At 51.5% G+C, this 12,099-nt stretch carries 13 protein-coding genes; 10 read left to right on the top strand and 3 right to left on the bottom strand.

The features are described from left to right. Positions 1-44: 44 nt before the first annotated feature. A complete protein-coding gene (locus tag C7W93_RS17395) occupies positions 45-704 on the bottom strand; it encodes an IS6 family transposase (protein ID WP_108441529.1) in 660 nt (219 codons plus the stop codon). 317 nt (positions 705-1,021) lie between these two features. Between C7W93_RS17395 and C7W93_RS17390 the strand changes: the two genes are divergently transcribed. From C7W93_RS17390 to C7W93_RS17360, 7 genes are all read left to right on the top strand, one after another. Then, entirely contained in the window at positions 1,022-1,840 is an 819-nt protein-coding gene (locus tag C7W93_RS17390) for an ABC transporter substrate-binding protein (protein ID WP_201747280.1), read from the top strand. 79 nt (positions 1,841-1,919) lie between these two features. Further along, positions 1,920-2,858 (top strand): amino acid ABC transporter permease, encoded by a 939-nt coding sequence (locus C7W93_RS17385; protein WP_225869921.1) that lies wholly within the window; start codon positions 1,920-1,922, stop codon positions 2,856-2,858. After that, complete coding sequence (locus C7W93_RS17380) at positions 2,855-3,646, top strand: amino acid ABC transporter ATP-binding protein (RefSeq protein WP_304598576.1); 792 nt, start codon at positions 2,855-2,857, stop codon at positions 3,644-3,646. The genes C7W93_RS17385 and C7W93_RS17380 overlap by 4 nt, the downstream gene beginning before the upstream one ends. Positions 3,647-3,718: 72 nt before the next feature. Then, positions 3,719-4,369, top strand: coding sequence for a flavin reductase family protein (locus C7W93_RS17375; protein WP_225869920.1), 651 nt, complete (start codon positions 3,719-3,721; stop codon positions 4,367-4,369). 9 nt (positions 4,370-4,378) lie between these two features. Then, positions 4,379-5,191 (top strand): hypothetical protein, encoded by an 813-nt coding sequence (locus C7W93_RS17370; protein ID WP_108441526.1) that lies wholly within the window; start codon positions 4,379-4,381, stop codon positions 5,189-5,191. 102 nt (positions 5,192-5,293) lie between these two features. Further along, entirely contained in the window at positions 5,294-6,160 is an 867-nt protein-coding gene (locus tag C7W93_RS17365) for an amidohydrolase (protein ID WP_146177576.1), read from the top strand. Positions 6,161-6,197: 37 nt separating this feature from the next. Further along, positions 6,198-7,220 carry a porin gene (locus C7W93_RS17360; RefSeq protein WP_161539956.1) on the top strand — a complete coding sequence of 341 codons (1,023 nt, stop codon included), beginning with the start codon at positions 6,198-6,200 and terminating at the stop codon, positions 7,218-7,220. 117 nt (positions 7,221-7,337) lie between these two features. On the opposite strand, the gene C7W93_RS17355 is transcribed toward C7W93_RS17360, so the two are convergent. Then, positions 7,338-8,165 (bottom strand): helix-turn-helix domain-containing protein, encoded by an 828-nt coding sequence (locus tag C7W93_RS17355; protein ID WP_108441523.1) that lies wholly within the window; start codon positions 8,163-8,165, stop codon positions 7,338-7,340. Positions 8,166-8,395: 230 nt separating this feature from the next. Here C7W93_RS17355 and C7W93_RS17350 point away from each other — a divergent pair, with 230 nt between their 5' ends. Then, on the top strand, positions 8,396-9,874 hold the full coding sequence (locus C7W93_RS17350) for an aromatic amino acid ammonia-lyase (RefSeq protein WP_108441522.1): 1,479 nt from the start codon (positions 8,396-8,398) through the stop codon (positions 9,872-9,874). Positions 9,875-10,045: 171 nt separating this feature from the next. Beyond that, the gene (locus C7W93_RS17345) at positions 10,046-10,825 is read left to right on the top strand and encodes an HpcH/HpaI aldolase/citrate lyase family protein (RefSeq protein ID WP_108441521.1); all 780 of its coding nucleotides are present in this window, start codon (positions 10,046-10,048) and stop codon (positions 10,823-10,825) included. 82 nt (positions 10,826-10,907) lie between these two features. On the opposite strand, the gene C7W93_RS25305 is transcribed toward C7W93_RS17345, so the two are convergent. Then, complete coding sequence (locus C7W93_RS25305) at positions 10,908-11,036, bottom strand: hypothetical protein (RefSeq protein WP_255419196.1); 129 nt, start codon at positions 11,034-11,036, stop codon at positions 10,908-10,910. A 211-nt stretch (positions 11,037-11,247) separates the two neighbouring features. Between C7W93_RS25305 and C7W93_RS17340 the strand changes: the two genes are divergently transcribed. Continuing rightward, a complete protein-coding gene (locus C7W93_RS17340) occupies positions 11,248-11,811 on the top strand; it encodes a type VI secretion system tube protein Hcp (RefSeq protein ID WP_225869919.1) in 564 nt (187 codons plus the stop codon). Positions 11,812-12,099 lie beyond the last annotated feature (288 nt).

Below are 12,099 nucleotides of genomic sequence, written 5' to 3'. Positions count from 1 at the left end.
AATTCTGGGCGAGTGATTTCGCTGGCCGTTGAAACTAGACGGACTTATGCTGCCAGAGCGTAAAATTGTTCCGCAAACGACATCGGATTTTCTTGTGCAACGATCATCTGCCCTTTACGAATCATGTGCATGAGTTCGATGCCGGCCAGGACGTTTTTGGCGGACTGAAATGATTTGAAATTGAGCATTGGCCTGGTCACGCGCTTAATGGCACGATGGTCCTGCTCTACGATGTTGTTGAGATATTTGACCTGACGAACCACGCTCGGGATTTCCCTGCCGGCATTGATCTCATCGATCGCTGCTTTGTTGGGACCGCTTTTATCCATCGTAATTTTTTCAGGGACATCGTTGTCGCGCAAGGCCTTGTCAAAAAATCGCCTGGCAGCAGCCTTGTCGCGCTTCGCCGTCAAGAGAAAGTCGACTGTCTTACCCTCCTTATCAACAGCACGATAGAGATATTTCCAGACGGCTTTCACTTTTATATACGTCTCGTCCATCCGCCAGCTACCGCCAACCGGACGCTTGTGCTTACGGAAAGCCTTTTCAAGTAACGGCAGAAACGGGATCGCCCAGCGATTGATTGATGAATGATCGACACACACGCCGCGCTCCTCCATGATTTCTTCAAGATGTCGGTAACTCAGCGGATATGCTGCATACCAGTGGATGCATACCAGAATCACGTCGATTGGGAATCGCATCCTTTTGATATCGAGAATCTCATTTCACACCATCACTGAAAAGATGATCAGCATAGATGAACATCCGGCTCGATGGTTAATGCGACATAACCTCAGAGCGTAGGGCCGTGTTCTGGAGACGCCCAAACATCTGGCGATCTTCCTTTTCGATGTAAATCCTCCGTTCCCAGAGTTCTCATTTCACTCAGTGAAACGACGATGATAATGTGTTGTTGCTCGCGCAAACAGCTCCTATTATCCTCAATGAATTCTGCAACCAAAAAGAAAATAACGGAGGAACAATGATGTTGAAGTCAACTTTATATATGGTATGTGCAATGTCCCTTGCGCTGGGCGGTCTTCGCTCTTCATGGGCCGACGGGATTCCAGTTTCTGAAAAAGTCAAAAAGAGCGGGAGCTTGGTGATTGCCAGCGGCCTTGATTATCCGCCTATGCAATTTATCGATGCGGAGGGGCGTCCCGCTGGCATGAATATCGAGATGGCGCAAGCGGTCGCCAAAAAACTTGGCGTCAAACTTAATATTGTGACTATTCCATTTAAGGCGCAGATTCCTGCGTTGATTTCTGAGCGGGCAGATATTGGCTGGGCGGGTTACACCATTCTGCCAGAGCGTCTGAAGCAAGTTGATTTTGTCAGCTTCTCTAAGACGGGAGTCGTCATCGCCGTGCTGCCTGAAAACAAAGCAGTATTTGCAAAAAAACTCGGTATCTGTGGCAAGAAGGTGGCGGTTCCCAATGGGAATGCCGCTGACGGCGTTGCCGATCAATTAAGCAAGGATTGCGTAGCCGCCGGTCTTTCCCCGCTCGACAAGCAAATCTTTCCTGATCAAAAAGACACTATTCAGGCTGTCTTAACAGGGCGCGTGGATGCACGTCTTGATGATGCCACTGCGGCCGGTTATTACCAAACCACCACGAAGGGCAAAAACGTCGTCGTCGGTGATCCACTCAGTCCCTCGCCGCTGGGATTGGCGATTCGCAAAGGCGATAAAGCCACAGGCCAAATGCTGTCTGCCGCACTCAATGCGGTGATCGCCGACGGTACGTATAAGAGCATCCTTGATAAATACGGAATGAGTTTGGCGAGTATTCCCAAATCGGTCGTCTACACGGATGAGTCTCAAGTCAAGAATTGAAGTGATTTGCGATGCTGGACATGGTTCGGATAGCGCGGTTTGCTATCCGAACGCTTAATAATATTGACAGGTGAATATTGTGCGTACAGAGGCTTCATTGGTTGAGAGCGAAGATCGACACCCTGCGGAAATGCTAACGGTCGTTCCGCTGCGCCATCCGGTGCGCAACGCCGCCGTAGTTGTAGTGTTGATTCTCACTGCAGTGCTGCTGTACTTGGTAGCAGAAAATCCCGAATTTCAATGGCCAATTGTTGGTCATTACCTTTTCAATCCGATGATCTTGAAGGGCGCAGGTATGACGCTGGCGCTGATGATCATTGTCATGTTTCTGTCATGCATTGGCGGAACATTAGTAGCATTGATGCTGCTTTCGCCGAGTAAATTACTAGCTGTGCCCGCGCAGGTGTTCGTATGGTTCTTTCGTGGCACTCCCGCGTTGGTGCAGCTGTTATTTTGGTACAACCTCGCGCTGATTTTTAAGAACATTACGTTGTATCTTCCGGGTTATGGCACCGTGTTCTCTGTGAATACCAACGACGTGGTCACGCCTTTCGTCGCCGCCATCATTGCCCTTTCACTGCAGGAATCAGGCTATATGGCCGAAATCGTGCGCAACGGACTCAAGTCTGTCAATCGCGGCCAGACCGAGGCTGCCCTGTGCCTTGGGATGAAGCCCAGCTTGCTCCTGCGGAGAATCGTATTGCCGCAAGCGATGCGCGTCATCATTCCGCCTACCGGAAATGAAACAATCAGCCTGCTGAAGACGACGTCACTAGTGAGCACCATCGCGGTCGGGGATTTACTGTACTCCGCACAATCGATCTATGCGCGCACGTTTGAGACAATCCCGCTTCTTTTAGTCGCGAGTGTTTGGTATCTCGCTGCAGTGACAATTTTGTCGATAGGACAAGGCTACCTGGAACGGATTTTTTCACCCGAAGAGGCGCGTCTTAAACGTTCTACGCTGTCTGTCGTCAGCGCGTATCTGTTCAGCTTTCGTAAGAGGTCACCACTATGAATCATTTTCAGCGGTTTGGCGTATCGCCGGACATCATGGTATTTGCCTCCGGCGTGCGCAAAAGCTACGGCGCACTTGAAGTGTTAAAAGGCATCGACATCACCGTTAAAAAAGGGCGCGTCGCTTGCATTATTGGCCCGTCAGGATCAGGCAAGAGCACATTTTTGCGCTGTATCAACCATCTGGAGGAGATCAACCAAGGCCTGCTGCTGGTGGATGGCGCTTTCGTTGGTTACCGTCTTAAAGGCAATAAGTTGTTCGAACGGCCTGCATCCGAGATTTGCGAGCGTCGCGCCGAGATTGGCATGGTTTTTCAGAGTTTCAATTTGTTTCCCCACATGACCGTGCTCGAAAATCTCATTGAAGCACCGGTCAGGGTCAACGGTGAGCCAATTTCCAAGGCTAAAGAGCGCGCGATGGCACTGCTAAAGCAAGTGGGGTTGGTAGAAAAGCGCGACACTTATCCGAGCAACTTGTCAGGCGGCCAGCAGCAGCGTGTAGCCATTGCGCGCGCACTGGCAATGAACCCGAAAGTATTGCTGTTTGACGAGCCAACTTCGGCACTTGATCCAGAATTGGTAGGTGAAGTGCTAGAGGTTATGAAGGATCTCGCCAGAGCTGGAATGACGATGGTGGTTGTCACGCATGAAATCGGCTTTGCCCGCGAAGTCGCTGATGAACTCATCTTCATGGATGGCGGGGTTGTCATCGAAAAGGGAGATCCCAAACAGATGATCGCTAATCCTACTTCGCAACGCACAAGAGATTTCTTGACGAGAGTGCGTTGAAAGTCTCACCGCACGAAGCGAAGCGAACTAGAACAAACCAGAACGAACTCAAAAAACTATCGGGAATACATTTTGCAGCCACTAGAACACACCTTCATCGATATCGCCACCGACGCGTTTAAACGTGGAATTTTCAATGCGATTATTGCGCCACGACCAATCGGATGGATGAGTACCGTTGATGCGCAGGGGCGCGCAAACCTTGCGCCTTTTTCATATTTCAATATCGTTTCCAATGATCCGCCGATTCTTGTCTTTTCATGTAATACGCCAGAGGATCGACCAGCTAAAGACACGCTGAAAAATGTGCGAGAAACCAATGAGTTTGTGTTTAATCTGGCGACTGCTTCCCTCGTCCACGAGATGAATATGACCTCTATGCCGATTGCTGCGGGTTTGGATGAGTTTGAGTACGCGGGACTTGAGAAGGCGGCCTGTCATTTCGTGAAAGCGCCCAGAGTTGCGCGCTCTCCGGCATCGCTCGAATGCAAGGTTTTCAAAGTGATAAAAATCGACAACGAAACCGGCGGGCCAGAAGTAAACGTTATTTTTGGCAAGGTCGTCGGCATGCACATTCATCCCGACTTTCTCGACGATCACGGTCATTTTCGTACGGCTCTGGCCCAACCCGTAACGCGTTTGGGAGGTGCAGAGTATGCGATTTCGCAGCCGACATTTGAACTCGAGCGGCAATTCACCAGAGCCAACGAAAGCACCTACTGAAAGTTTGCCATGACATTACGTCCAGCATCGTTGACTTATTTTAGTCAAGCCAAGCATAGTGTAGCCCCGGTACGCGGCCAGAATTTCACAGTACATCGATTTGATCATGCTTCGCAAGAAACGCATTCCGTCACCAGCAGCGAGGAGACCTTATTTATTTTTCCAGAAGCTGGGGGAGAGCTTGTCAGCGCTAGCGGAACACGTCAAATCCCGCCGCGCGCATTTGTCATTACATCGCCCGGTAAAGTCGATGTCCGTCTGGAAGGTCCGGGTAGCGTCTACGCTCTGACCACCGGTGCTACACAGCTCTGTAAGGAACTTGCTGTTAATGCTGCTGATTACCAAAGCCCCGATCAGCGCGTGAAGCCTGTCGATTCATCGCACGCTTCAACGGCGAATCAGCGTGAAGATTTGCGCATTTATCTGATCGATCAAATGCCGTTTCCGGCCGAAAATTCGCGGTTGAAATTTCTTCGAACCACGACCATGAGCATTAATTGGGTCGAATATGAAGGCCCACGAAATCGTGCAAAGCTGTCGCCACACGCGCATACCGATTTCGAGCAAGGCTCGTTAGCCATCGCTGGTAATTTCATCCATCACATTCGCACACCTTGGGCCCCAGATGCCAATCAATGGCAGGAGGACAAGCATATTGCGGCATCGGCGGATAGCGTACTGATTATTCCGCCAGAACTTATTCACACCACCGAAGGAGTGGGGGATGGCAGGCATGTCTTGATCGATATCTTCGCACCACCTCGAGAAGATTTCATCGCCAAGGGCTGGGTTCATAACGCCGATGAATACTCCGCCTGGTAAGAAAAAAGCGTAATTATTTTAAGTGTTTGTTACTACGTCCAAAACTGGACGTTGGATGCGTGCACCCTAACGAAACGTTAATAAGCACCAAGTGAGGAAATCTTGAGTCTAGCCGCATTGAATATGGAGGCTGTAGGGAGCGCTGCAATCACCGATTGTCATGTCCATGTATTCGAAGACACAAAACGGTATCCGCTGCAGGTTGTGTCAACTTACGAGCCACCGCTATCGCCTGTAGGAACATTGCTTGAAGTCGCTGAGGCGGCGGGAGTGGCACGATTTGTTCTGGTGCAGCCCACAGCCTATGGTGACGATCTTTCGGTTTTGAAAATGGCGTTGTTGGCCTTAAACGGGCGTGCCCGGGGTGTCGGGGTCGCACAAGCGTCCACGACCCGGGAAGAACTATTGCGAATGCGCGATGCTGGCGTGGTTGCACTTCGTTTTGTTGGGACGAAACTTCCTGACGGATCGGCAATGCCAGGAACTGTCTCGCTTGATGCTCTTTGTAGCGGTCTTGGTCAACGTCTGCGTGAGCTTGGCATGCATGCCGAGTTGTGGGCGCCATTGCCGGAAATTCTGACGCGTTGGAACCAGTTGGAAAGCGTTGGGATTCCTATCGTACTCGATCACATGGGCGGCTTCGATCCTGGCCTCGGCAGAGATCACAAGGATTTTCAACGCCTGCTGGCATTGCTTCGGGAAGGGAAAGTGTGGGTGAAGCTCGCAATTTGCCGTCGTGTGAGCGGATCAAATTTCGATCCTCTGCGCCCTTTTCATGACGACATGATCGCAGCGAACCGCGACCGTTTGTTGTGGGCAAGTGATTTTCCGTTTGTGCGGTATCAGGGGCCCACACCAACGACATCCGGCCTGTTAGCGCAGTTTCACAGTTGGGTGCCGGATAAGGAAGTTGCACATCGCATACTGACTCAAAACCCGGCGCGGCTATATCAATTTACTCGGCATTAAATTACAACTCAATAGGGGACAAATAATGAAAAAATCAATGATAAAAAAATCAATTTTCGTACTTGCATCGCTTGGCGTTTGCGCAGGTTCCGCTTCTGCGCAAAGCTCCGTCACGATTTACGGCGTGGTGGACATGTCTATCCAGCATGAAAACGATGGTGTTCGCTCTAAGACGGCGCTCGACAGCGGTCAATTTTACGGCTCTCGCATCGGTTTCAAAGGTAGTGAAGATCTCGGTGGAGGGCTGAAAGCGAACTTCGTGCTGGAGAACGGTTTTAACGCTGATGATGGCAGTTTGGGGCAGGGAAGCCGCCTTTTCGGTCGTGCTTCCTGGGTAGGTTTGTCGGGCGATTTCGGCGCGGTCAGAGTCGGCAGAATGTCGTCACCGATCTTCATCGTTGCTGATGCCATCGATCCGTTCGATGCCGGGCTAACGAGCGGCAAGGCAGGGCAAAGCACCTCCACTAACGGCATGCTGGGTATCTTCCGTACTGCTTTCCGCACCGACAATACGTTGACTTATAACAGCAATAACATATACGGCTTCTCGGGTGCGGCGGCATACACCTTCGGCGAAACGGCTGGTAATACGTCTGCCAACAGGCAGATCGGTTTGTCGCTCGCGTACGACAAAGGCCCGGTTTACACAGGGATTGCCTACCAAAGTGTCAACGATATCTTTGGCAATTCGACCAAGCAAAAGCTTATTGGCGGCACCTACAATTTCGGTATCGCCAAGGCTGCATTGGCGTATCAGAAAAATTCGAGCGATTTGCAAACGGTCAACAACAAAAACTGGATGGTCGGCGTCACGGTTCCGGTCGGTCCCGCGAGTAAGGTCCTGGCTTCGTACATCCGTTCCACCGACAACACCATCGCCACCGCCAATTCGGGCTCGCAATGGGCGCTTGGCTATACTTACGACATGTCGAAGCGCACCACCTTGTACACCTCGTATTCAGGCAATAGCAATCAAGCCCGGTCTAACATCGGCGGTCTGGCCGCTGCCAACGGCCTGACCGATACGCTGTTCAACGCCGGTATCCGCCATAAGTTTTAAAGCGGAAGGACATCATCGCGGAAGTATTCGCGATGATGTCCTTCAATGGCTAGCTACTTTGGGATTCAAAGATTATTTTCTTTGAAGCGGAAGCGGGATATCAACTCTGATACGCAATTAACTGGCAAGCTCGGATTCGATCTGGGCGACTACGGAACGCAGGGCCTCAATAAGGGCCATGCGATCAACGCTTTGCGGTGGAAAAAATCCAGAGTTCACCGGCTGTATTGGTTCAATATGCGCTGTACTTCGGGAGTTTGGTTTCAAGGCAGATTTGAAATAGGTAATGCCAATGGTCGCTAATACGCGATCCCCTGATTTGATCGGCATGGCAATTGTGCCGGAGGTCCGAGGTTCAAGTTCTGGGCTACGCTCCGCGAAACCATCGGCTTGCGCGCGAGCAAGAATGGCCTCGAAAGTGTTGTCGTCCATTCGATTGTTTTCCGGATCATCGGATGCTCTCATCAAATTTCGCAAAATGATCTGTTCGCTTGGCGGACAGAAGCATAGGTATGCCAGTCCGAGTGCTCTTCCGGCCAAACTCAGGCGCCGTCCCAGCGACGCATGGAACGGTGAGATCGGGCTATCCGGTATCGTGCTGTAATTGATTACCACTGCGTCGAAATCGAGCGTGCAAATCGCGGCAGGCCACAAAAGCTCTTTCGTCAATTTGTCTGCAAATGGCCGGGCAATTTCAATGACTTTGGGCGCACCGTGAAACCCGGAGCTCAATTGTTTGGTGGCGGAAGTGACATGATACCCGCGCAATTTCTTATCCTGATTCACATAACCGGCAGCAATGAGTGTCTGCAATAAACGCACGATGGTTGGCTTCGGAATGCCGGTTTTGGCGTGCAGTCCGCCAACGGTTTCCAGTCCGCCGCGATTGAGTTCAACCAAGATGTTAAGCGCCTTGATGACCGCTTCGACTGGGGTGAATGCCATGATTCAAGGGTTCCGAATGATAATTTTGCGCGGCTGACGGTATTGTCGTAAACGCTGCAAAGTCTACACGTTTCAGCTCATCATTCCAGCCAATGAAACAGTGTGGATTTCGGCTTGTTGTTCCCGCGCCGCTACGATACTCTCATTTTCCAAGCTAGTCAGCTGGCGGCTATGCCGTGTGCAGCGCTTAATCTAGTGTCACGGTTCAGATTTACAAGAATGAGAAAGGCATGCAAATGTTCATTGATTCCATAGGGGCAATTGTCGAGATTACCGGTTTCAACATGACGTTGAACGAGATCGTCGCGGTAGCGAGGCAAGGGAGCAAGGTTGCCATCAATCCTCAGACAGTTGAAAGAATGCAACTTGGACGCCAGGTTCTGGAAGCCGCCATTGCGCGTGGTGAACGGATCTACGGTGCGACCACCAGCGTTGGCCCGAAAACGTCGTCAAACATTAGTCAAGCCGATGCGGCGGAATTCAATCGGCGCTTGCTACAAGTTCACAATGCGGGGCATGGTCCGCTTGCAAGCCATGAAGTCGTGCGGGCGACCATGTTGGTGTTACTCAATTCGCTCGCTAGCGGACGAACGGGCGTGCGGCCATTGTTGGCGCAGGTAATCGTCGACGCGCTCAATTCAAACAGGTCCGTTGCGATGCATGTTTGGGGATCAATGGGCCAAAGCGACATGTCGTCTATGTCGGATCTTGCTTTAGCCTTGTTTGGGGAAGTAGAACTCCTGGCGGGAGAAGCACTGGCTCTGCTCAACTCCAGCGCAATGTCGACGGCATTGGCAGCGTTGGCTGCAATGGACCTTGATCATTTGCTGCGGTTTTCCACCCTTGTCAGCGCTCTGAGCATGGAAGCCTATGCCGCAAATCCTTCCATCGTGTCGACGATCGCTCTGGATTCTCGTCCACAGGAAGGCTTGCGCGCCCAAGGCCGTGCTATCCGGCAGTATCTGGAAGGTAGCTACATTTTGGAAAAAGGCGGGCCGCGAAATCATCAGGATCCGTTGTGCTTCCGTTCTTTACCGATGGTGCAGGGCACCGCGCACGATAATTTAAAGTTCGCTCTGAAGCAAATCTCATTAGAGCTTAACGCCAGTCAGGGCAACCCGGTTTTTTCTATTGAGGACAATGACTTAGCTGCCGTTGCTAATTTCGATATGGTGGCGCTGTGCATGGCGCTCGATGTGGCGCGGTTGGTATTCGCCCCCCTTGTCACTAGCTCGACCGAACGGGTTGCCAAGTTGGTGGATGTCACTTGGTCCGGCTTGGCAGCAGGTCTGATCGAAGAAGATGGTGTGGGTACTCCCGGTTTTAATGGTGTCGCCCTGTTCCATAAAGCGATCACCTCCGAAGCGCGCCTTCTCACGGCGCCCGTTACGGGTGAACTTGCAAGTTCCAGTCACTCCAATGGGGTAATGGATCGCGCATCTTTGGCCGCCCTCGGCGCCCGAAAAGCGGCTGAGCTTTGTTTGCTTGGCAGATCAATCATCACGATGGAATTAATGGTCGCGGCGCAGGCGGTCGAACTACGGGGCGGTGCGCCACTTGGATCCAGCACGGGAAAACTCTTCAGCTTTGTCCGCCAAGTCATTCCATTTGCAGCAGCGGGACAACGTCCTCCAAATGTTCAGCCCTTGATGGATCATATTGAGAAATATGGCGATCAAATCGACCTTCTGATGGTTCAAGAGGATTAGCAAGTTGAGGATTATGTCAGCAATTGCAGTAATACTCGCGCGGGCGTAACGCCATGAGATATGTTTCAGCGGAATCAGATGTGGCTCAGAATATAAAGGGCGCACTGTAACGTTGGCATGATGGCTTACCTCTCGTGAGACGAGTAAACTTGAGAATTCGGAGAAAAACCTATGTCAGCACAAGCCCGCGTATCCAGTCTTCGCGAACGTGTTAACCGACACGATTTAATGAGAGGCAGCTTCGTGAAATTCACGGATCCGTCCTCGGTCGAAATCTTCGGCGGTGTTGGATTTGATTTTGTTGTGATCGACCAGGAACACGGTGTCTTCGACAGGGCGGCCATCAATATGAGCTTGCTCGCATCCCGTGCCGCTAACATTCCCGGAATCGTGCGTGTACCGCAACTGCGATCGGACGCGATTCTTTCAGCGCTAGATTGTGGGGCCGCAGGAATACTCGCGCCGCATGTCAACACTGCTGAGGATGCTCGCGCACTCGTGGCTGCATGCAGATATCGAAATGGTCACCGTGGTTTTTCAGGGGTCACGCGCGCGGGTGGATATGGTGCCAATGCGATGTGGAGCCAAATCGACGCCTCGGACGCCAGCATCGCCGTAATTGCGATGATCGAAGACCCCGCCGCCTTGGATAACGTTGCTGACATCTTGGCTGTAGACGGGCTGGACGCGGTCTTTATCGGTAGGGGCGACCTGACCGTAGCATTCAACGCCCCCAGCCGCAATGATCAAATCGTCGTCCAGGCAGTTGATCGCATTTTCGATGCCGCACGTCGACAAAACAAACCCGTTTGGGTGATGATCGATAGTCCCGAGGAAGTCGCACCATTTCTTGCACGCGGAGCGACCGCGTTCATCGTTTCGTCTGATCAAAGTCTGCTGAGGAAGGCTGCGGCCGATATTGCACTTAAGGTTCGCTTTTCAGGCGGGTAGATGGCGCGAGGTGGATTGGAAGTGTGCGGGGGCAAGCGTTTGGCGTGCAAGTCAATCAAGCCGAGCGCATCGGCACCGGCGGTTAAAAGTCGGCTACAACGATATGCCCGCCGACATAGCGCTTAACGATTGATAGTGCGCCGATGGCCTGATTAGGCGGAAGATGGCCGCCGTAATTTTGCGCAGCTCTTGCGCTCGATGCCGAGGGCATTTTGCTAAACTTTCCTGCAGCCTACAGGCTTGGGGGAAAGGAAGTCATGCAGCGATAGTTTGATAGGTGTCTAGACGATGTTACGCTGCAGACGGTCACCTTACAACTCTGTAATTCAATCCCCTTGAAAGCTGATTTAGCGCTGAGGAAGCCCCAAATAATGATGTAGGATAACTGACTGCATAAATAACTATATTCAGAGGGAATCAACGTGGATCTAATTCTATTGCAGCCAGGAAGCCCGGAAATATTCGGTGGTGACAACAGTTGGAACAATGGTGGCAGTTTGATCGATAACGTATGGCGTGATTCTGTTCTCAAGCTTGGCCCATGCCTGGAGTTGGTCTCGATGCATCAAGGCATTAAGCAGCAGACTACCACCGACGTCAACAACTCGGCACGTACCTCGGGCCGGCCGGAGGTCACTGAATTCACCTTAGTGAAATACGTCGACAAGACGTCGATCAAATTTTACGAATATTGCCTGCGCGCTGAACCACTGGGTAAAGGCAAAGATAACCCAACCAAACTGTATATTGCGCGCAACTCGGGGGATAAAACCGCCAATATCATTACCATTTCGCTGCGCGACGCCATCGTCACTGAAATTCAGTTGCAGTCACATCCAGATGACATGCCGACCGAGCAATTTAGACTAAATTTCACTGAAATTTTATGGACCTACACAGTACAAAGAGCAGACACCGGCACCGCTGAAAATCTGTCTACAGGATGGAGTCTTGCGCGTAACCGGCCGATAGAGCAATTTACCTGATTGTCTGCCGCAGTTCCGACGGCTGTCATGGATACGTAACTGCTCGTAATCGCTAGTGGATTGCAGACGTCCAAGGAGCCTACTTTGTCTGGCAGGACTTGGGCAGGCCCGGTCTCCCAAAGTTTGAAAACCGGCTATTAAAAAAGCGACACCCAAGTATGAATTGTTTGAATCTGCGAACGGCAGCTACGTGAAGCGAAGCCGCCGCTTAGAATTACATCTGAGGAATACCAGTACCGTCGACATCAATGTTAAGGGGCGATGCTGGTCTCATGTTTTCGACTTTAA

This window comes from Glaciimonas sp. PCH181 (assembly GCF_003056055.1).
In the GTDB taxonomy this organism is placed as follows: domain Bacteria; phylum Pseudomonadota; class Gammaproteobacteria; order Burkholderiales; family Burkholderiaceae_D; genus Glaciimonas.
The sequence above is the reverse complement of the archived record's forward strand: the minus strand, read 5'-3'. Positions and strand labels throughout refer to the sequence as shown.

Coding starts and splice junctions, on each gene's coding strand:
- C7W93_RS17350 (WP_108441522.1), top strand. CDS start 8,396: ATGCAAATGTTCATTGATTCCATAGGGGCAATTGTCGAGATTACCGGT.
- C7W93_RS17395 (WP_108441529.1), bottom strand. CDS start 704: ATGCGATTCCCAATCGACGTGATTCTGGTATGCATCCACTGGTATGCA.
- C7W93_RS17355 (WP_108441523.1), bottom strand. CDS start 8,165: ATGGCATTCACCCCAGTCGAAGCGGTCATCAAGGCGCTTAACATCTTG.
- C7W93_RS17380 (WP_304598576.1), top strand. CDS start 2,855: ATGAATCATTTTCAGCGGTTTGGCGTATCGCCGGACATCATGGTATTT.
- C7W93_RS25305 (WP_255419196.1), bottom strand. CDS start 11,036: ATGCCCTCGGCATCGAGCGCAAGAGCTGCGCAAAATTACGGCGGCCAT.
- C7W93_RS17370 (WP_108441526.1), top strand. CDS start 4,379: ATGACATTACGTCCAGCATCGTTGACTTATTTTAGTCAAGCCAAGCAT.
- C7W93_RS17360 (WP_161539956.1), top strand. CDS start 6,198: ATGATAAAAAAATCAATTTTCGTACTTGCATCGCTTGGCGTTTGCGCA.
- C7W93_RS17390 (WP_201747280.1), top strand. CDS start 1,022: ATGTCCCTTGCGCTGGGCGGTCTTCGCTCTTCATGGGCCGACGGGATT.
- C7W93_RS17345 (WP_108441521.1), top strand. CDS start 10,046: ATGTCAGCACAAGCCCGCGTATCCAGTCTTCGCGAACGTGTTAACCGA.